This window comes from Vibrio sp. CCUG 15886 (assembly GCF_028570825.1).
GTDB lineage: Bacteria > Pseudomonadota > Gammaproteobacteria > Enterobacterales > Vibrionaceae > Vibrio > Vibrio vulnificus_B.
Map to the genome: position 1 here is coordinate 466720 of NZ_JAQQBT010000001.1, position 21673 is coordinate 488392.

General features: G+C 46.1%; 17 protein-coding genes. 7 read left to right on the forward strand and 10 right to left on the reverse strand.

What is annotated here, in order from left to right; all coding sequences use genetic code 11:
* Positions 1-206: 206 nt before the first annotated feature.
* The 3 genes from PQQ36_RS02025 to nrdD all read right to left on the reverse strand — a co-directional run bounded on the left by PQQ36_RS02025 (position 207) and on the right by nrdD (position 5396).
* Complete coding sequence (locus PQQ36_RS02025; RefSeq protein ID WP_273660277.1) at positions 207-2519, reverse strand: methyl-accepting chemotaxis protein; 2313 nt, start codon at positions 2517-2519, stop codon at positions 207-209.
* A gap of 214 nt (positions 2520-2733) precedes the next feature.
* Positions 2734-3201, reverse strand: coding sequence for an anaerobic ribonucleoside-triphosphate reductase-activating protein (gene nrdG / locus PQQ36_RS02030; RefSeq protein WP_011081297.1), 468 nt, complete (start codon positions 3199-3201; stop codon positions 2734-2736).
* Between the two features lie 74 nt (positions 3202-3275).
* Entirely contained in the window at positions 3276-5396 is a 2121-nt protein-coding gene (nrdD, locus tag PQQ36_RS02035; RefSeq protein WP_045622460.1) for an anaerobic ribonucleoside-triphosphate reductase, read from the reverse strand.
* Positions 5397-5692: 296 nt separating this feature from the next.
* Between nrdD and PQQ36_RS02040 the strand changes: the two genes are divergently transcribed.
* Positions 5693-6586 carry an endonuclease/exonuclease/phosphatase family protein gene (locus PQQ36_RS02040; protein WP_017789179.1) on the forward strand — a complete coding sequence of 298 codons (894 nt, stop codon included), beginning with the start codon at positions 5693-5695 and terminating at the stop codon, positions 6584-6586.
* A gap of 176 nt (positions 6587-6762) precedes the next feature.
* Here the strand turns inward: PQQ36_RS02040 and PQQ36_RS02045 are convergent, their stop codons facing one another.
* From PQQ36_RS02045 to PQQ36_RS02065, 5 genes are all read right to left on the reverse strand, one after another.
* Positions 6763-9912, reverse strand: coding sequence for an efflux RND transporter permease subunit (locus tag PQQ36_RS02045; RefSeq protein WP_273660278.1), 3150 nt, complete (start codon positions 9910-9912; stop codon positions 6763-6765).
* Between the two features lies 1 nt (position 9913).
* Positions 9914-10861, reverse strand: coding sequence for an efflux RND transporter periplasmic adaptor subunit (locus tag PQQ36_RS02050; protein WP_273660599.1), 948 nt, complete (start codon positions 10859-10861; stop codon positions 9914-9916).
* A gap of 95 nt (positions 10862-10956) precedes the next feature.
* Positions 10957-11424, reverse strand: coding sequence for a YeeE/YedE family protein (locus PQQ36_RS02055; RefSeq protein WP_045597947.1), 468 nt, complete (start codon positions 11422-11424; stop codon positions 10957-10959).
* An 8-nt stretch (positions 11425-11432) separates the two neighbouring features.
* Positions 11433-11855, reverse strand: a complete 423-nt coding sequence (locus PQQ36_RS02060) for a YeeE/YedE family protein (RefSeq protein ID WP_011081303.1) — start codon at positions 11853-11855, stop codon at positions 11433-11435.
* 15 nt (positions 11856-11870) lie between these two features.
* Positions 11871-12182 (reverse strand): ArsR/SmtB family transcription factor, encoded by a 312-nt coding sequence (locus tag PQQ36_RS02065; RefSeq protein WP_038941075.1) that lies wholly within the window; start codon positions 12180-12182, stop codon positions 11871-11873.
* Between the two features lie 152 nt (positions 12183-12334).
* On the opposite strand from PQQ36_RS02065, the gene PQQ36_RS02070 reads away from it, so the two are divergent.
* The 4 genes from PQQ36_RS02070 to PQQ36_RS02085 all read left to right on the forward strand — a co-directional run bounded on the left by PQQ36_RS02070 (position 12335) and on the right by PQQ36_RS02085 (position 17528).
* Positions 12335-12520, forward strand: a complete 186-nt coding sequence (locus PQQ36_RS02070) for a YgaP family membrane protein (RefSeq protein ID WP_011081305.1) — start codon at positions 12335-12337, stop codon at positions 12518-12520.
* Between the two features lie 85 nt (positions 12521-12605).
* Positions 12606-14309 (forward strand): FAD-dependent oxidoreductase, encoded by a 1704-nt coding sequence (locus tag PQQ36_RS02075; protein WP_263138892.1) that lies wholly within the window; start codon positions 12606-12608, stop codon positions 14307-14309.
* Between the two features lie 326 nt (positions 14310-14635).
* Complete coding sequence (locus PQQ36_RS02080) at positions 14636-16201, forward strand: DUF1800 domain-containing protein (protein ID WP_337249686.1); 1566 nt, start codon at positions 14636-14638, stop codon at positions 16199-16201.
* A 10-nt stretch (positions 16202-16211) separates the two neighbouring features.
* Positions 16212-17528, forward strand: coding sequence for a DUF1501 domain-containing protein (locus PQQ36_RS02085; protein WP_108678608.1), 1317 nt, complete (start codon positions 16212-16214; stop codon positions 17526-17528).
* Positions 17529-17597: 69 nt separating this feature from the next.
* Here PQQ36_RS02085 and PQQ36_RS02090 read toward each other — a convergent pair whose 3' ends face one another.
* Positions 17598-18686 carry a ketoacyl-ACP synthase III gene (locus PQQ36_RS02090; protein WP_011152213.1) on the reverse strand — a complete coding sequence of 363 codons (1089 nt, stop codon included), beginning with the start codon at positions 18684-18686 and terminating at the stop codon, positions 17598-17600.
* A gap of 294 nt (positions 18687-18980) precedes the next feature.
* Between PQQ36_RS02090 and trxC the strand changes: the two genes are divergently transcribed.
* Together trxC and PQQ36_RS02100 are read left to right on the forward strand one after the other, a co-directional pair.
* Positions 18981-19415 carry a thioredoxin TrxC gene (gene trxC, locus PQQ36_RS02095; protein ID WP_011152214.1) on the forward strand — a complete coding sequence of 145 codons (435 nt, stop codon included), beginning with the start codon at positions 18981-18983 and terminating at the stop codon, positions 19413-19415.
* A 198-nt stretch (positions 19416-19613) separates the two neighbouring features.
* Positions 19614-20768, forward strand: coding sequence for an MFS transporter (locus PQQ36_RS02100; RefSeq protein WP_011081311.1), 1155 nt, complete (start codon positions 19614-19616; stop codon positions 20766-20768).
* 5 nt (positions 20769-20773) lie between these two features.
* Here PQQ36_RS02100 and PQQ36_RS02105 read toward each other — a convergent pair whose 3' ends face one another.
* On the reverse strand, positions 20774-21658 hold the full coding sequence (locus tag PQQ36_RS02105) for a helix-turn-helix transcriptional regulator (protein ID WP_026050834.1): 885 nt from the start codon (positions 21656-21658) through the stop codon (positions 20774-20776).
* Positions 21659-21673: the final 15 nt, after the last annotated feature.

Below are 21673 nucleotides of genomic sequence, written 5' to 3' on the forward strand. Positions count from 1 at the left end.
GTCACAACCCTTTGAAATTCAAGTTACGGAGTTATCTCCAGATAGTGCGATAAAACTTAACATCAAAGCGTCTAACTTCGAAACATATTTTTTCTGACGACGGTAATTAAAGAATAAAACGCTATCAGCAAGCGCACCTTTGCCTTCCAGGCACTCACCGATAGCGTTTTATTCCGTGTCGAATTCTCTCTCTGTAGAAGGCGTCTCTAAAAACGGAACTTCGACATTTCCTGACTCAGCCCTTTGGCTTCATCAGCAAGTTGACGTGACACATCATCCACCTGAGTCACTTTTTCATTGACGGAAACCGAAGCATCGGCGATCGAGGTAATACTGCTGCTGATGTCTTCTGTGACCGCTCGTTGCTCCTCAGTTGCCGCCGCAATTTGGATATTCATCTCGTTCATTTCTTCTAACATTGAGACAAGCTGTTCAATCATCTCGGTGTTTGTTTTACAGGTTGAAACCCCACGCGAGACGGTTTTGTTGGCATTATCGATACACTGCGACACGCTGTTTGTTTCACGTTGTAACGCATCGATTTTTTGACGGATCTCTTCTGTCGAAGATTGAGTCCGACCAGCCAACGAACGTACTTCATCAGCGACGACTGCAAAACCTCGCCCTTGTTCGCCCGCTCTCGCTGCTTCAATTGCCGCATTCAGAGCGAGCAAGTTGGTTTGCTCCGCAATACCTTGAATCACATCGAGCACCTCAGCAATCGAAGCACTTTCATTTCTTAATCGACCAATGGCTTCGACGGCTACCTGCATCTCGTCATGCAATTTACCGATCTCTTCCCCCAAGTCGTTGCCAACCTGTACACCTTTCACGCCTTGCTCATTCGCCCCTTTAACATAATCGGCGGCGCGATTGGCAAACTGCGCCACTTCTGCAATCGACGCACTCATTTCGTTGACTGCGGTAGCCACAGAATCGGATTTCGCGTTTTGCTCGGCAACCGCCTGACGCGTTGCTTGCATATTGTTAGTTATATTGAGGGAGTTGTTGCTCAACGTATCCGTTGCGCTGGAAAACTGGCCGATCATTTGCTGTAGGTGCGAGAACAAGTGGTTGAGTGACGCGGAAAGCTCAGTGACCTCGTCTTTGCCTTGGACATCAAGTCGCTCAGTTAAGTCGTTATTACCACAAATGCGCTCTACTTTTTCACAAGCAAGGCGAATAGGCCGAGAGATACTGTTACCTAACACATAAGAAAGCAGCACTGAAACGACAATGATCCCCACAATACTCATTAAAACGGTGTTTCTCACCGAGTCTTCCAATATCGCTAAATCCTGGAGTGCTTCGTCGTAGTCAATTTCGGTCAATATTGCCCACTTCAAACCGGCAACGGTAACCGGACTGTACGCAGACATGACTTGCACCCCGCGATAGTCGTCGATGATCTCAAATCCCGACCTGCCCATTAACGCGTTACGTGCGGCATCACTGTCGATTTCTTGTCGACCGATGGTCGAGCCTTTGCTGGCAATCTGTGCCAGCAGCTGCGGCGAAACACCCGCCGATTTCATTACAGCCAAATAGTCGTCAGGCGCTTCCAACAGAAAGCGAGACTGGCTACGCATTTTTTTGTCTGGGCCAATGAGATAGCTTTCGCCACTCTCACCCAAACCCGATGCAGCCCAATTTCCCTTGAAGGTCATGATGTTGTTGATCACATCCACTGGCATTTGGAAAATCAGCACACCTAAGCGCGAATTACCTTCCATTATTGGCGTGGCGATAAATGAGGCGGCCGCTTCATACGAGGGATAATACGGTTTGAAGTCATCAAGATAGTATTGACCTTTGCTCAAAGCCGCCGCTTTTTTGTAGGCTTCTGCAATGCCTGTGTTCGAATAAGGCCCTTGCTTAAGATTGGTGGCAAAATCCAACTCTTTAAAGACGGAATAAACCACATTGCCATCGTTATCGACGAAAAAGATGTCGTAATAGCCAAAAGCTTCTAAAAAGTGTTTGATGGAAGGGTGATATTTGGCGTGAATTTGATCGTAAGTAGTGCCTAGCGTATCACTGAGATATTGGTGTTTTTCGCCAAGTGGATTCGGATTGATCGCAATGTATCGCGCTTGAAGTGCTTTACCCACCTCACCAATTTGATCAAGCATACTAATTTCATTGGCAACTGCCCCTTCATTAAGCTCTCGGTACTTTTGCCCAAATTGATTGCTGTAGTAATTACGCAAAGCATTGACGTCTTGCGATGCGATCTGTTGAGAAGGATACGTTTGAAACGCTTGAGTAAAGGCTTTCATTGCGTCTTTAGTCGCAATGTCATCCGCTAAGGTTTCGACTTGATAGTGAATTTGTTCAAAGTAGCTTTCAATTTCACTTTTCTTAATTTCGCGTACGGAAACCAGTTGTTGCGACGCTCTTGTGATAAGTGCTTGTTCAGAAAGGGCTGCAGATTTTAAACCAACTATGGCACCAGTAAAAATGACGCCCAGTGCGCACAACGCTGTTGAGACCAAGATAATCTTATTAGCAATTTTCATATTCAAACCTGACCGCGACAGCGGCTCCTGAGTAAATGCATCCCCAAAGAACCAACTGAGCGAAAATGTTTGAATTAATATACGTAGAGTGTAGTCAGCGATATAAGTGAGCGCGAATAGAAATTAAAGTCATAACGAATTCGCACCTTCAAGAGTCAGCCTAAACCGCCAAGGTGGTTGAATCTTAACACTTAGTTGACTGGTTAGACCTGACTTACAGCTTAAAGCAGTGAATGATTTGATTCGCGCTTCCCCGCCACTCCAAGCTTGGGTCCGCTTTGTCTTGCTCAAACTTGCCGTCTATCAATGTGTCGATGTATGGCAGTATTTGTCGTTGAGCTTCGTCGAGCTCATCAAGAGTGTATCCCGTCCAAACCCAGATGTCTTTCTCCGGGCATTCCTGTTTGACGCGCTTTACCAAACGCAAAATATCGGCCACATTTGCAGGATGCAATGGATCCCCGCCAGAGAGCGATAAACCACGGCGTTTGATACGAGTGTCATTAAGATCCGCGATGATTTGATCTTCCGCTTCTTGGGTAAACGGCACACCAGAATCTAAACGCTGCGTCGATTGATTGTAGCAACCACGACACTGATGAACACAGCCTGAAACAAACAGCGTGCATCGCGTACCTGGTCCATTAACCACATCGACGGGATAATACTGGTGATAATTCATATTGACCTCTGGAAAAAATGAACCAACCGGATGGGGTTGGCTCATTGAATAACGGATGAAACCTAATGCGTTATTTACAGGTGTTTTACGCGACGTTTCACTTCTTCTTGTTTACCGAAGTTAAATGGGCGCGCATCTGGACTACCTAAATAACCGCAAACACGACGAGTGACCGATACTTTGGATGAGTCATGGTTGCCACATTTCGGACAGGTAAACCCTTTGCTCGTACAATCAAATTCTCCGGTATAACCACACTCGTAGCACTCATCAATCGGCGTATTGGTACCGTAGTAAGGCACTTTGCTGTAACTGTAATCCCACACATTTTCTAACGCTTCGATGTTCTTTTGCATGTTAGGGAATTCGCCATAACAGATAAAACCACCGCTCGAAATTTCAGGGTACGGCATCTCGAAGTCGATCTTGTCATATGGGTTTACTTTCTTTTCAACATCCAAATGGAAGCTGTTGGTGTAGTAACCTTTGTCTGTCACGCCTTCAATCACACCAAATTCTTTGGTGTCGATTCGGCAGAAGCGACTACAGAGGTTCTCACTTGGCGTGCCATACAGGCTAAAGCCATAGCCCGTTTCTTCCGTCCACGCTTCTACCGCTTTCTTCATGCGTTTAACAATGTTCAACGCTTTCTCACGCAATTCGTTGTCATCGTAAACATGAGTTTGATTACCAAACAGCGCGTTAATGGTTTCGTGAATACCGATGTAACCTAACGAAATGGACGAACGCCCATGTTTGAAAATATCTGCGATAGGTTGATCGGCTTTCAGACGCACACCACAAGCACCTTCCATGTATAGAATTGGTGCTACACGAGCTTTAACATTCTCTAAACGGCTAATGCGCGTTTCGAGAGCTCGACGAGCTAGCTTCAGTTTTTCATCCAATAGCGCATAGAACTTCTCTTCATCGCCATTTGCTTTTAGTGCAATTCTTGGCAAGTTAAGGCTTACCACACCAAGGTTGTTACGACCTTCGTGAATCAGCTCGCCATTCTCTTCGTAGGTACCTAGGAAGCTACGGCAGCCCATTGGCGTTTTGAATGAACCGGTGATCTCAACCACTTTGTCGTAGTTCAAGATATCTGGATACATACGCTTAGAAGCACACTCTAACGCCAATTGTTTGATGTCGTAGTTTGGATCGGTTGGTTTATGATTCAGACCATCTTTAATGGCGAATACCAGTTTCGGGAATACCGCTGTCTTGCGGTTTTTACCAAGGCCCGCAATACGGTTTTTCAAAATGGATTGTTGAATCAATTTCGATGCCCAACTTGTACCCAAACCAAAACCAAACGTCACAAATGGTGTTTGGCCATTTGCAGTGTGCAGCGTATTCACTTCGTACTCCAAAGATTGGAATGCGTCGTAACACTCTTTCTCAGTTCGTGCGATGGCAAAACCTTCTGGATTATGGATATCCCACTCTTGGGCAATTTTTAAGTGCTTTTCGTAACTCGCGTTAACATACGGCTCTAGGATCTCATCAATGCGATTGATGGTGGTACCACCATAAATGTGGCTCGCCACTTGCGCGATAATTTGCGCAGTCACCGCAGTTGCGGTTGAAATTGACTTAGGCGTGTCAATTTCCGCATTACCCATTTTAAAGCCGTGAGTCAGCATACCTTTTAGGTCAATCAGCATGCAGTTAAACATTGGGAAAAACGGCGCGTAATCGAGATCGTGATAGTGAATATCACCTTCATCATGCGCTTGAACCACATCACGTGGCAAAATGTGCGTTTTGGCATAGTGCTTCGCCACAATACCCGCAAGCAAGTCACGTTGGGTTGGAATCACTTTGCCATCTTTGTTGGCATTTTCGTTGATCAAGTCAACGTTGCTTTCTTCGATTAAGCCTTCGATTTCGCGTGTTAAGGTGCTTTGTTTCTCGCGTGCAATATCACGGTCATGACGATATTCAATGTACGCGCGAGCTAAAGACTTGTATGGGCCTTGCATCAACTCGTTTTCAACGCGGGTTTGGATTTCGTGGATATGAACTTCATCGTGATCTTTTAGCTGTAGCTCAACTGCCAACGCCACATTGAGCGCATAAATAGCAATTTCTTTATCAACGTTTTCCGCGGCCGCTTCAACTGCTGCCTGAATGCGATCCCTGCTAAACGGAGCCCTTGAGCCATCACGCTTGATTACGATTGGTTTCACTTTATTCTCCTTACCCTAAGCATACTCACAGAGTTATCCACAAACACACTATATAGGGTTATTTTTTATTCGACTGGCACTATATATTGTGGCGTATTAAACGAAAAGCACTAGGCAAAAGTATTGATTTCGATCAACAAAATAAGATGATGGATTAAGATCAAATCGATCTTATTGGCTGAGATCTCAGATATAAAGAAAACCATGAAAATTGCAAAAATGTGGCGATTTCTACTTGAAATTTTTGGAGGTCTTGTATGATAAAGGCTGCCTAAAAACACAGGGAATATTTACGTATGTTGAAGCACGCGCTTGGTCTCTTTTTCACCGGCTTGGTTTATTTACTCTTGCCAACGCCCCTTTTGGCTGCTCAACCAATGACATTCACCAGTTGGAACATGGAATGGCTTTCATCCACACCTTCAGCACGAGTCAAAGAAAGTCACCGTAATGAAGAAGATTTCGCCAAATTGGCAATGTACTTCCAAAAAACCAACAGCGATGTTTTGGCCTTTCAGGAAGTCAATGACTTGGCCGCGATTAAAAAAGTCGTCGGAACCAACTATCAGATCTTGTTTTCGGATCGCTCTAATCCGCGCTATCAGCGTTTTCAATTCGATGACATCAATCAATACACGGGATTTGCCATCAAGAAAGGCATTCCTTTTCGCGACGTCGGTGACATCCAACTCAACAAAGGCAACAGTAAGTTGCGCTTTGCCTCATATGTCATTATTGGTAACACCTCAAATGAGCTACATGTGTTAAACGTTCATCTCAAGGCCGGGTGTAGTGGAGCCTATAAAGGCAATGATGCTTGTCGAACACTCCGACTTGAAAGCCAAGCACTTGGCCAATGGATTAGCCAAAGGCAGAGCAACAAACAAACCTATCTTGTCCTTGGTGACTTCAACCATAACCTTGCTTATCGTAATGACTGGCTGATGAATGAACTCACCAGTGCCGGCAAAATTCATTTGTTGACGGAAGACACCAAAGCAAACTGTAAGGTTCGCTCCAAAAAACAACCCAATAAGGTTCATTCTTTTCGTTCACTTATCGACCACATCATCGTCAGCGAAGGTTTAAGTGCCTCACAAGCAGAACAGAGGTTGTTTACCAGCAACGATGTGTTGAAGTATCAATTGAGCGATCACTGCCCGGTCTCAACCACAGTGACCTTACCTTAGCCCATCATCATGATGAGCAAGAGAAAGAGAAAGAAATAGAGAAAAAATGAGAGATAAAGAAATTAGAAACAAAGAAATTGGGAATAAAGAGACGAGCCCCGACGTCGGGGCTCTCGTTCGTTGATTACTCGGGTCTGTTGCACTTCAACGGTTAAATTTCGTTCGCACGCAAACACCTAGACAAAGCGCTTTTTCATTGCCGCGTAATAGAGCACTGGAATCACAATCAAGGTAAGAATCGTCGAAACGAAGATACCAAAGATTAAGCTGATTGCCAGACCATTGAAAATGGGATCATCAAGGATAAACACAGCTCCAATCATCGCAGCCAACGCGGTAAGCATAATCGGTTTCGCCCGAACCGCTGCCGATTGCATCACCGCTTCCGCAAACTCAACCCCTTCTTCCACTTGCTGGTTAATAAAATCGACCAGCAAAATTGAATTTCGCACGATAATCCCCGCAAGAGCGATCATGCCGATCATCGAGGTTGCGGTAAATTGCGCGCCCAACAAAGCATGCCCAGGCATCACACCAATAATGGTCAGTGGAATGGGTGCCATGATGATCAATGGCACTAAGTAGGATTTAAACTGTGCCACCACCAGCAAGTAGATAAGCACCATACCGACGGCATAGGCGATCCCCATATCGCGGAAGGTTTCATAAGTGATGGTCCACTCGCCATCCCACATGATGGAAATACCTTGAAGGCCATCTGGCTGATGAATGAAGTATTGCTCTAGCGGCATACGCTCAGACAAGGTTCCTGATAAAGCCGCCATACCGTAGAGCGGACTGTCCGTTTCCCCAGTCATATCCGCCACCACCATGACCATAGGCACAAGGTTTTTGTGCACGATATAGTCTTCCATTTTGGTTTGACGAATGCTCACGAGCTCAGACAATGGGTATCGGTTGCCCCTTTGACTAACGACCTGCATGTTTAACACTTGCTCAAGGCGCACTTTCGCACTTTCATTCGCTTGAATCATCACGGGGATTGGATACTTGCTGTGTTCAGCGTGCAGATAAGTTATTGGCTTACCACCGACTGCCGTCGCCAAAGCATCAACGATGTCACTATAGGGCACCATTAAATTGGCCGATTTACTTCGGTCGATCACCACTTGCCATTTTTGATGAATTTCAGGCAAGTACATATCGACATCGACGATATCTTGCGTTTCTCGGAAAATGTCTCTGACTTGGCGCGCAGCCTCTGCACGCAATTCTGCCGTAGGCGCATACACCTCAGCCAAAATGGGTGACCAAACGGGTGGCCCCGGCGGCACTTCCACCACTTTCACTTTACCGCCAAACTGACTGGCAATCTGGTTAAGCATTGGACGCACTGAACTGGCAATCTCGTGGCTGTCTCTGTCTCGCTCACGGCGATCCAACAAGTTCACTTGAATGTCCCCCTGATGAGCTTGATTGCGTAAGAAATAGTGACGAACCAAACCGTTAAAGTTGATTGGCGCGGCGCTACCGACGTAAATCTGATAATCGCTCACTTCGGGCACGTCATTAAGACTTTGCGCCATTTCAAAAAGCACACGTTGTGTTTTCTCCAACGAGCTGCCTTCTGGCATATCGAGCACCACTTGGAACTCGGATTTGTTATCAAATGGCAGCATTTTCAACACCACCGCCTGCATCACTGGCAACGCCACCGATGCAGCAATCAGCCCGACAATACCGAGCAATAACAAGAAGCGATTGCGCCCTTGCGCTCTGGCGGTAATAAACGGCGACATGATTTTATGGAAGATAGAATCGGCTTTGTGTGACTCTTCGTGTTGTCCTGACTTCAGCAGCTTACCCGACAGCCAAGGAGAAACCACAAAAGCCACAGCTAACGAAATCAACATCCCCATTGAAGCATTAATCGGAATCGGGCTCATGTAGGGCCCCATAAGGCCAGAAACAAACGCCATCGGCAGCAACGCAGCGATAACCGTCAGTGTTGCCAATATCGTTGGCCCACCCACTTCATCCACCGCTACGGGGATCAACTCTGCCAGTTTTTTCTTACCCATCGACATATGACGGTGAATATTTTCAACCACCACAATGGCGTCATCCACAAGAATGCCGATGGAGAAGATCAGGGCAAATAAAGAGACACGATTGAGCGTGAATCCCCAAGCCCAAGAGGCAAAGAGTGTGATCATCAAGGTCACAACGATTGCAATACCCACAACCAGAGCCTCGCGCCACCCCATCGTCAGCAGTACCAACAACACCACGGCCGTGGTTGCAAAAGCAAGTTTGCCTATCAGCGTGTTGCTTTTATCCGCTGCGGTTTTTCCGTAATCACGTGTGATGGCGATATCAACGTCATGCGGAATCAACTGATTTTTCAAAACCTCTAGGCGATCTTCTATCGTTTGTGCAACATCAACCGCATTCTCGCCGCCCTTTTTCGCGATTGCCAATGTCACAGCTGGGTAAAGGCCTTGCTTATCGCTAGTCCACACATTTTGCGTTGGCGTGTTTACCCCAAGTTCAATGTCAGCAATGTCCGAGAAATAGACTGGCGCGCCATTCGCCACACCCACCACCAACTGCTTAATCTGGTCAACATGGGTGAGAAACTCACCGATCTGTAACGGTATTTGCTGATTATCATGAGTTAAGCTAAGCATCGGTGAGCGTCGATTCGCAGATGGCAACACTTGGTTTAGCTGACTAATACTAATGCCATAAGCGTTCATTTTGACGGGGTCTAGACGTACATCCACAATAGTGGAATGCGCGCCCACAGTGTAGATATCGCGAGTTCCCTCTATTCTTTTCAGCTCTGTTTCAAGCCCGTGAGCAATTTGCGTGAGTTGCTGGCCAGTATAATGCCCTGATTTATCAGATAAGGTCACAGTGACAATGGGCACATCCTCGATACCGCGAGGTTTTATCACGGGTTCGCCGACACCAACACCTTGTGGCATCCAGTCTTTGTTTGAATAGAGTTTGTTGTAGATGCGCACCACGGCATCATTACGCGTGACCCCAACATCAAAGATCGCCACGATCATCGCGCCATCAGGCTGAGAAAAGGAGTAGATCTTATCGATGCCTTGAATTTCTGAGATCACCTGCTCAGCAGGCGTCGTCACCAAACTGGCCACTTCTTGAGGAGATGCGCCCGGAAACGGGATATACACATCAGCAAAAGTCACATCTATTTGTGGTTCTTCCTCTTTGGGTGTGACAATAACAGCAAATAACCCCATCAATAACCCCACCAATGCGAGCAAAGGTGTCATGGCTGAATGTTGGAAGGCCGCGGCAATGCGACCCGAAATTCCGAGTCGTGTATCCATACTATTCACCTTTGACGTTGATGAGGTCCGTGGTAATTCGATCACCGATTTCTAGGCCGGAAAGCACTTCATAGCTATCCTCAAACTCTTGTCCTAAACGGATCGGATTCAAGATGGGTTTATTGTTGTCATCAAGCCGATAGACCACACTCAGTTCTGCACGACGGATCACCGCTTGCTTAGGCACTAATAAAAGTGCTCTTTGCCCATAGGTAAAACGAGTTTTAACCCAAGAACCAGGAACGAAATTTGCCTGATTTTCCGGTAGGTTTAAGCGAATCGGAAAACTATGAGAAGCCGAGTCTGCGTATTGGAAAAGATTGAAAGAGCTTGGTGAAACCTGTTCACCTGCCCCGTTATCAATCACAAACTGAGTCGGTTCTTTAACATAAGCGCGATAATCCTGCGGGATCTGTGTTTCGACACGAAGTTGTTGTAACGAGAACCCACTGAGTAAAGGTGTGCCCGGAGCCACCGTTTCACCTAACTCAACAAAACGCTTGGTCACGACGCCATCATAAGGTGCAGTGACACTTGTGTAACCGAGAGATTCTTTCGCTTGCGCAACGGCGGCTTCTGCAGATTTGACCGCAGCCGCACTACTTCTGGCGCGAGATTCCGCTGCATCCATTTGATCTTGGGAGATGGCTCCTTTTGGCATCAACTGACGAAAGCGCTTTACTTGAGCTTGAGCTTCCGTGTTTTGCGCTTTGGCACTCGCCAACTGGGCTAAAGCAGAATCCAGCGCCGCCGACTGCTGCACCGCACTGATTTCCAACAACACCGTCCCTTGCTTGACGAAGTCGTTAACATCCACATTCAACGCTACGACTGTACCCGAGGTTTGCGCTGCTACAGTACCTTGATTGACGGGCTGGACAACACCATCAAAGACAACGGATTGCTCCACTGTCTTCAGTTCGGTGATGTAGGTTTCAGCGTGCACCATCGCTGGCACAGCAGAAAGCAATCCCATTGCGAGTGCTGAGTGTTTAAACCATTGCATAGATAATCTCCCTTGATCTTTACGCCAGCATAGTCTTGTTATGCAAGTTCTGTTTTGACTTCTCGCGCATTTTTAAAACAAATCAGTAAGTTGGTGACACCTAATCCCACCATCATGGCTGCAAAGAAAAGCACGATTTGAATGTTACCAAGCCCCAAACTGGCCACAGCAGGGCCAGGGCAAATCCCAGCTAAGCCCCACCCAATACCAAAGATCGTTGCACCCGCGACTAAACGTTTATCGATGGTTTGCTGACTGGCTAAACAAAATGTCTCGGCATTGAGTGGTTTCTTTTGTTTGCGTATCAGCAAGAAGTAACCAGGCATGAACACCGCCAATGCACCGCCCATCACAAACATAAGGCTTGGGTCCCATTGACCTGCGATATCGAGAAAACCGATCACTTTATTGGGGTCCGTCATGCCTGAAATCGCCATCCCCAAACCAAACAAAATACCCGCCATCAATGACGTCAATCGAAAGACAAAATTATTCATTTTATTCATGCCCTAGCTTAAGAAATCCAGTGAAGTCGAACAAAAACTGTCATGGCAGCTACCGCCATAAAAATCGCCGTTGCGACGATAGAGCGTTTTGATAAACGGCCAATGCCACAGATCCCGTGACCACTAGTGCATCCATTTCCTAAACGTGTGCCGATGCCCACTAACAACCCAGCCGCAGCGATTAATACGCCTGATGTGGGTAACGCGACCGATGCGCTCGCCGCACCGAAAGTCACGGCCAGAACACCACCACTCACCATGCCGACGACGAACATCAAACGCCACGCAAAATCTCTTGATTTAGGGGTGAGTAATCCCGTCAAAATACCGCTAATCCCTGCCACTTTGCCGTTAACCAACAACATGGTTAAGGCAGAAATGCCAAGTAAAATGCCTCCTGCCAACGACTCCCAAGGTACTACAAACGTCATATCTTCCTCGCAAAATTAGGAACAAAAAATAAACTGTAAACTGCCGATCAACTTTTCGATTCGGGGATCAGCTAAAGAATAAAAAACTTGCTGAGACGCTTTGCGCGCTTTGACTAAACCATGTTTCCGTAAGACGGTGAGATGCTGTGAGAATGCGGATTGGCTCAACGTTGAGCTTTGTTGAAGCTCACCCACACCGATTTCACCTTTTGTTAGCTGACACAACACCATCAATCGCTCAGGATGCGCGACTATTTTTAACAGCTCAGAAACGCTTTCCGCGCTCTCTCTCATCTGTTCTAAATCAATTACTTTGTCATTGCTCATCACAACCACCTCCCCTGCATTGGTTTAAATCTTACGCAAACACAAACATTAGTCAACACTAATTTAGATATTTTACATTTAGAGTTATTTTTATTAGACATTACTAATTCAAGTATGTATGGTATGCCTATCAACAACGAGGAGTGCTTGTTATGACGATTGAAAACGGAGTTCGCATTTTGGCCGGTAGCATGGTGTTGCTATCCCTAGTTCTTACCCAATACGTTCACGAAAATTTTGTTTGGTTGACCGTATTTGTAGGCCTGAATTTGATTCAAAGTGCCTTTACGGGCTTTTGCCCAGCCGTCTTTTTCCTTAAAAAGCTCGGCCTTAAGTAATTCGTTTTATTTGACCGAGTTGTCAGAGTTATTTGCCTTTTCACTCTACAATTCGGTCCAATCCTAAAATCAGAGGTTGAATATTATGACTAAAATCGTGATCGTTGGTGGCGTCGCAGGTGGTGCTTCAGCAGCAGCTAGAGCACGTCGTTTGAGTGAAGATGCACAGATAATCATGTTTGAACGTGGTCCTTTTGTCTCTTTTGCGAATTGCGGCTTGCCTTACCACATTGGTGGCGATATCAAAGAGCGCAGCAAGCTACTTCTGCAAACACCAGAGAGCTTTCTCGCACGATTTAATGTTGACGTACGTGTCATGAACGAGATTACTGCGATCAACCGTCACGAAAAAACGGTCACCGTCAAAAACTTAATCGATGGTAGCGAATACGCTGAAAGTTATGATTTCCTTCTATTGAGCCCTGGAGCTGGGCCAGTTGTGCCACCGATTCCTGGTATCGATAACCCGCTTACCCATTCTTTGCGCAACATTCCTGATATGGATCGCATCATTCAAACGATTCAAACCAACAACGTTGAACATGCCACGGTGGTTGGAGGTGGATTTATCGGCTTAGAAATGATGGAGGCCTTCCATCAATTAGGCATTAAGACCACGTTACTCGAATTGGCTGATCAAGTGATGACTCCTGTTGATCGCGAGATGGCCGGATTTGCGCATGCGGAAATTCGCGCCAAAGGCATCGATTTACGTTTAGGTACTGCGTTAACCAGCGTTGAGTATATCGCCAATGATCATGTTGCCAGCGAAAATGCGGGTGAAGATATCCAACATCAGCATATTTCCGGCCATTTGGCGCTGAGCCTGAGTACAGGGGATACGTTAAACACTGATGTTCTGATTATGGCAATTGGTGTCCGTCCAGAAACCAAACTGGCTCAGCAAGCAGGCCTGCAAATTGGTGAGCTCGGCGGCATCTACACCAACGACATGATGCAAACCAGCGATCCTTCTATCTATGCCGTTGGCGATGCAGTAGAAGAAAAAGATTTTGTGACAGGAAAACAAACACTTGTCCCCCTTGCTGGCCCAGCAAACCGTCAAGGTCGCATGGCAGCAGACAACATGCTTGGCCGCAGTGAGCGCTACCAAGGTACTCAAGGCACCGCGATTTGTAAGATCTTCGATTTGGCCGTTGCATCAACAGGTAAAAACGAAAAACAACTCAAACGCGATGGTATCGAGTACGAAAAAGTCTACGTCCATACCGCGAGCCACGCGAGTTACTATCCAGGCGCTGAAATCGTGTCATTTAAAATGTTGTTTGATCCGAAAACCGGCAAAATTTTTGGTGCGCAAGCCGTCGGAAAAGACGGTGTAGACAAACGTATCGATGTCATGGCCGTCGCTCAACGCGCGGGAATGACGGTTGAACAACTTCAGCATCTTGAACTGACCTATGCGCCTCCTTACGGCAGTGCAAAAGATGTCATCAACCAAGCAGCATTTGTCGCCAACAACTTAATCAAAGGCGACGCAAAAGCGATTCATTTTGATGAGATTGAACACCTGAACGATGACCAATTACTGCTTGATGTGCGCAACCCTGGTGAACTGCAAGCAGGCGGTTATTTGCCTGGTGCGATTAATATTCCGGTGGACCAACTTCGCCAACGAATGGATGAACTACCAAAAGACAAAGAGATCATCATCTACTGTCAAGTGGGCTTGCGTGGTAACGTCGCCTATCGACAACTGGTGAATAACGGCTATAAAGCCCGTAATTTACTGGGTGGCTACCGAACTTATATGTTCTCTAAATGTTAATTTCATTAGTGCATTAAATAAGGGAAGCATCGCTTCCCTTATTTTTTATTACATTCTTATTAAGCTCAAATAATATAACGAAATTTGGTACTTTCGTACGATTGCTATCACTCCTTAAGTCGACTCTAATACCATCAATAGACACTAGTATTTTAGAAAAGACCGCACACTCTTTAAGAAACAGCAAGATAGAGCAAATTACTTTATTTTTTACAAAAAATTGCACTGCATTCTTTTTATCGCTCTATAATTTTGGAGAAGCGCTTCCAATGATTAGTAGTTTATTTTACAGCTCATAGAGCTAAAAACCACGCTACCATTTTTGGATGGTAAGAGAGTCAATTATGAGACAACGTCAGATCATTAATATTAAAAATGCTCTGCTGTTAGGTATTTTATTTTTAATTTCTATACCTGTCGTAATAGCCGGTGAGAACAATAATCTTACCAAGCAACAACAATATCAATTTTTATATCAAACCACCTTTGGGCCGACACCACAAAATCAACAACAGCTTTATTCTCTGGGCATTACAGCATGGCTTGAATATCAATTTTCACTGCCATTTACCTCACATCAAACCCTTTACTTAACGCCATTCCCGAAAGGAGAACAGGCCAATCGTGAAAACGCTTGGTATCAAATTTCGATACAAGCGGAAGATCAATTACGGCAACGCATGGCTTTTGCTTTAAGCCAAATTGTTGTGGTATCCCGTTATGGCGGACAGTTTGGTTCAAGAGCTCAAGCACTTAGCCAGTATTATGACCAACTGGGTGAGCATGCATTTGGTAATTATCGTGAGTTATTAAAAGAGATCGCCATTAGTCCAGTCATGGGTAGCTACCTATCAATGATGGGCAGTAAAAAAGAAAATACCTCAACCGGTGCTCTACCCGACGAAAATTTCGCTCGCGAACTCATGCAATTGTTCACTCTTGGTTTGTATCAGATCAATATGGACGGTTCATTCAAAACCACCAACGGTAAGCGACTCGCCACCTATCATCAGCACGATATTCAGGAGTTGGCACGCGCGCTGACTGGCTGGTCGAGATCGGACTATAGTTACCTGCTGCCAATGAAGGCCAATGCACGTACGCACGATAGTGGTGAAAAGTTGTTTTTAGGCCACACCATTCCTGCAGGCATGCAACCAGAAGCCGAACTTGATTTGGTACTGGATATTATCTTTCAGCACCCTAACGTAGCTCCCTTTATATCGAGACTTTTGATTCAGCGGTTTACCACTTCAAACCCGAGTCCCGAGTACATCGAGCGTGTTGCCAATGTGTTTGCCAATAATGGCGCCGGGGTTCGTGGGGATCTCAAAGCGGTGCTTTCCGCCATCCTGACCGATCCGCAAGCCCAAGCCGGCGCGAGCAAAATCAAAGAGCCGATTTTAGTGTTAACCCAATTTCATCGAGCCTTTGAGCTCACCCCCACCAGCGACAGGCTTATTAACGCAGTAACCTTTTTGAATGTGGCCAATCAAGGTGGCTTACGTGCGCCTTCCGTATTTAACTTTTATTCTCCAGACTTCGCACCTCAAGGGGAGTTTGAGCAAAATGGCTTAGTCGCGCCAGAGTTTGAGCTTCTAGATTGGAACGTCTACACCCAAGTCGTGAACTACATGTACTACGCCATCAAGAGTAATAACGATCCGACCATGAGCATGAACCTAGCTCCTTATTACGAGCGTTTAGATCAGCATCAGGCTTTGGTCGATCTTATCAATGAGCGTTTATTTGGTGATGCGATGTCAGATGCCTTAAAAAGCCTATTGCTGAACACGCTAAATGACTATCCAGAAAGCTATGTCGCCAAAACCAAGCTTTCACAGATTCTATTCCTCGCCCTATCGAGCGAAGAATTCTTTATCCAAAAGTGAGGATAAGAAAATGAAACTTTCACGCAGACATTTTTTACACGCTTCAGCAACGCTTAGTTTTGCTGGCACTTTTGGCTTTTCACTCCCGGCTCATGCTGGATCGGATTTCAAAGCATTGGTTTGTATCTACCTTGCTGGTGGCAATGATGCGATCAATACTGTATTGGCAAAAGACAACGAACACTACCTGCAATACAAAAATGTTCGTGGCAACCTTGCACTAAGCCAATCACAGATCATTCCTCTGTCACTCAAAGCGCAAGACAACCAAGGCAAACCCGTTACATTGGGACTGCATCCTGCGATGAGTAAGCTTGCTAACGTGTTTAACCAAGGTGACGCCAATGTGGTGCTTAATTCCGGGATCCTGTGTCAACCCACAACAAAACAGCAAATTCTCGATGGCACCGCCATGTTGCCAGAGCAACTGTTTTCCCATAATTCGCAATCCGATGAGTGGATGCGAGGTGCCGCCAACTCAGGCATAAACCTGGGTTGGGCAGGCCGGTTATTGGACGCGCTGTCTTGCCAAAGCAGTGTGACACCGCTATACAGCGTACACGGAGATTCGTTGTGGCTACGTGCCTCTGAATATCAGCAAGTGGTGCTTCGTAAAGATCGTGCTGTAGAGTTAAATGGCCTTGCCGATTCTGGGCTTAGCGATCTTTATGACGAGATGCTGGCCTTTGAGAGTGAGTCACCTTTCCAACGTCAGTTCCGCCGCATGGTCAATCACTCACGAGCGGTGAGCCATACTTTAAGCCAAACACTCGATTCAGTGCCCGATAACCCGATGTTTACTTCGTCTGATCTCGGTAAGCAGCTCAATACTGTGTTTAAGCTTATCAGCCAACATCAAGCATTGGGACAAAGTCGCCAAATCTACTTTGTAAAACAAACTGGCTACGATGTGCACGATACGCAATTGACTCAACACCCAGCTCTACTGGAAGACCTCAGCGACAATATGTACGCTCTGCACCAGGCTTTGGGGGAACATCAACTGAGTGACAGCGTCACCACTTTTACTATGTCCGATTTTGGGCGTCGCATGGCGAGCAATGGTAACGGTACCGATCATGGTTGGGGAGGACACCAAATTATTATGGGGAAAGGTGTACTCAGTGAAAATGCCATTGGTCACTGGCCAACGTTGAAAATTGATGGTGAGGATGATTATTCGAAAGGTCGCTTAATTCCACGCATCGCTGCCGATCAGGTACATGGGACATTGGCAAAATGGATGGGGGTTCACGATGATCAATTGATGCGTTATATACTTCCTAATCTCGCTAATTTTCCAGACGGTGATCTCGGTTTTTTATAAAGCACGACTATTTATAGAGAATAAAAATAGGGAACCAAAATGGTTCCCTATTTGTTTTTGATTAGAGAGTTACTTATCTCTGCGAGCGTTACATAGCTCAATCGCGTTTTTCAATAGCTCTAGTGCGCTCTTGTCGCACTCAGGTAAGGCGGCATCACTTTCACTGATTGCCTCGACGCGTTGGCCCCATTTCACTAAGCCAGCACCCCACGTCAAACCCGCACCAAATGCCGCTAACAGAATGTTGTCACCCGCTTTGATGTGACCTTGTTCTACCGCTTCACACAATGCGATAGGCACAGTGGCAGCAGAGGTGTTGCCATATTTCTGAATGTTCACAAACGCTTTGCTTTGATCAATACCAGAAAGGTCACACAAGGTTTGAATAATACGGATGTTTGCTTGGTGTGGGATCACCACATTAATGTCATCTTTGCTCATCCCTGCGTGTGCAAGAACATGAGCCGCAGCACTTCCCATGCCTTTTACCGCACGTTTGAAGATTTCCTTACCGACAAAGTTGAAATCCCAGTAACCGTTGTCTGCAGCAAAACGATCCATAGAAGTACCAAACTTAGGCACAGAAAGAATGTCACGACCTTGTGCGTCACAACCGATCTTGGCGTTTTGCAAACCAACCGCTTCTTCAGTGCGAGACAGCACCACCGCACCAGCACCATCACCAAACAACACCGCGGTATCGCGCATTGCCCAGTCAATGTAAAACGACAGTCTTTCTGCACCAATAATCAATGCATGACGGTATGCGCCAGATTGGATTAAACGCGTTCCTGTTTCCAAACCGTACACGAAGCCTGTACATGCCGCGTTAAGATCAAACGCCGCGGCCGCTTCAATTTCAAGGTTCTTTTGCACCATTGATGCAATGTTAGGGATCAGAGAATCTGGCGAGCAAGTCGCAACAATAATTAAATCGATATCTTGAGCCGTAATGCCTGCACGCGCTAACGCCTGTTTTGCTGCTACGGTGGCTAAGTCAGAAGTATTTACATGGCTGATACGGCGATTTTCAATACCAGTACGAGTTCGGATCCACTCGTCCGACGTATCAAGAAAGGTACTCAGATCGTCATTTGACAAGACAGCTGGTGGCAAACATTTCCCCCAACCGGTAATTTCCGCGTAATAATTTGTCATCTTAGACCTATTTATTGTTGTTTTGGAATTTAATAACCTGACATCAGGTCATGTGGTATCGGCAAGTATACGCTTTATCGAAGGAGCTGGTAAGTCCAGTTTTGATTCCCTCATTGAACTTGGCACTTGTCACCCATATATATACCTAAACAACTTGCTGTGGCCAGTCGGTGGCAAAAATGGCGCTATGTGCATGGTGAAACGCCTTGCTCTGAAACGAGCCATAGCAGCCAATACTGCCTTCACTTCAAGTCAGCAGGATATAAAAAGTTAAATCAGTAAAGGAAGTAAAGTATGTCCACCTTTCATTCACGTTGCCCATCATGTGGCGGTATGAACCGTTTACCTGTCGAGCGTGTATCAGATAACCCGAGCTGTGGTAAATGCAAATCTGATCTACTCGACGGCGCACCTATCGAAGGGACCAACGACAATTTCGCCCATTTGCTTCAAAGCGATCAACCTGTCGTGGTCGATTTTTGGGCACCATGGTGCAATCCTTGTGTCGGTTTTGCTCCTGTTTTCCAAGATGTCGCAGCAGAGCGCAAAGGCAAAGTCCGTTTCATTAAGATCAACACCGAAATCGAACAGCAACTCGCAGCACAATTTCAAATTCGCAGCATTCCAACCGTGATGGTATTTAAAAACGGTCAACGTGTGGATGTGATTAACGGTGCCCTGCCTAAAAGCCAGTTCGACCAATGGCTAAATCAAGCGTTAACTAAGTAATCGTAATGCCAGGCAAGCGCTGTTTTTGCCTGGCTTACATTCAAGTTATCGATATTTTCCCCTTAAACATCCAGCCAGCACATCAATAAAATTTTACATCCCTGACGACAAATATCTCTAATTTTACATGTCTGTTTTTTAGTCGCATAGTCGCGCCACTTTCATCAACAACCATGTGAAATTTGGAGATTACAACGCGTGAACCAACACAGTGACAAATCATTCGGTATTGCTATACCAATCATTGCTTTAACGCTCTACTCTATTGCGTCTGGGTATTTGATGAGTTTGATCCCACTGGTCACGAGTGAATATCAACTTCCCGTTTCTTTAGCCAGTTGGCTCGCTAGTGCGTTTTACGCTGGCCTATTATTAGGATCTGTGTTTTTTGAGCCTTTGGTTCAACGCATCGGCCACAAGTTTGCCTTTGTTAGCTGCTTGGTTATTTTTATTGCCACGATCGTTGTTTTACCTTTCTTCGCTTCTAGCCCGGTTTGGCTGGCGGCCCGCTTTATAGCGGGCATTACCGTAGCGGGTATCTTCGTTGTCGTGGAATCATGGCTGCTTGATGGTGACGAGCGCTCGCGTGCGAAACGCTTGAGCTTTTATATGATCTCTCTTTACGGTGGTACGGCGTTTGGGCAAATCGGTATTACCTTCCTTGGTACCCAAGGTTTACTGCCTTTTGCTACTATTTGCGTGACATTGTCACTGGCAGTCATCACGTTGCTCTGTTTCAGAACCACTCAACCAAATAGCGCCGAGTCGGAAAGCCTGTCGTTTAAACAGATCATCAACCTTAACCATGCTGCGGTGATTGGTTGTATTGTTTCCGGCCTCACTTTGGGCGCCATTTACGGTTTGATGCCGCTAGAGCTGGCAAATCGTCATATCTCTCATAGCGAGATCGGCAGTCTAATGGCGCTGGTTATCCTCGGCGGAATGGTGGTTCAACCCACAGTGACATTACTCAGCAAGTGGACAGGCAAAACGCTGCTGATGGCGTTTTACTGCTTAGTGGGTGTCTTTGCCATCGGTATGACTTTGCTTACCAGCTCAACGATTGTCCTCGCGGTGGCACTGTTTATTTTAGGCATGGCGGTGTTTGCTTTGTATCCCGTTGCGATTACGCTTGGCTGCCAACAGTTGGACAACAAGTTCATTGTTTCCGCCACTCAAGTGATGCTGTTCAGTTACAGCGTTGGCTCAGTGGTTGGCCCTGCTCTGGCTGGTAGATTCATGACTCAGCCTCATGGCTTGCTTGGCTACCTTTTTGCCATTCTAGTACCCACAACGATCTACATGTTGTTTGCCGCCCTGAAAACACGCAAAGTGGTGTCTCTCGGCGAATAACGCGTTTACTGCTGATTTTTACGAAAGTGAGTTGGCGATATGCCAAAGTATTTCTTAAACCTATGGGTGAAGTTGTAAGGGTCTTTATATCCCAAACGATGAGAAATCATGGTTATCGTCCACTCTTTGTAACGCAAGAGATCGGCTGCCTTTTCCATTCTAAGTTGTATAAGCCGCGTACGCGGGGAGACACCAAATAACTGCTTAGTCAGGCGATTAAACTGCTCCTCGCTGATAAAACAGCGTGACGCCATATCCGCAACGCTCCATGGTAAATGCAGCTGACTTTCCACCTCATTGAATAATGTTTGCACTCGTGAGAGAGAGGTTGAAATCGTAGGTTCAATAACCAGTAACATACGTGCAGCCTCGCTAACCAACATTCTGCGATAACTGGGCCTTCCACCTATCTCGCCATACAACAAACACATTAACGACCAAATTAACTCCGTTTCATGAAAACTGACCACCGTTTGTCCCATACGCTCAATGTGTTGCCACTTTTCCGTTGGTTTAGGTAGCAGCCAAATCATATCCCAATGGCCTAATCGGGGATTCATTTCAAAACGAAACGGTGTATGGGCAGGCAGAATCGTGAGGCTGTAAGGGGCAATTTCCCACACTCGATCTTTGGTGATCAGCACGCCGCCCCCTTTCAAGGTAAAAAGCAAGGTATGCACGCCAACGCCATAACGCTCAACGTAGTAGCCATCTCTTAGCTCTGCGATACCCGCCATAAAAATCTCGGCGCTTTGCCATTCAGGAATTTCGGTCTGTGTCAGAAAACGCTCTTTGCATCGGTCGGCCAGATAGACCTCATCAATCCATTCCTGCTTGGGCAAATAGCCATCAATGACGGATTCGCACAGGTTTTGTGATTTTTCAAACATGTTAACTCCTCAGCA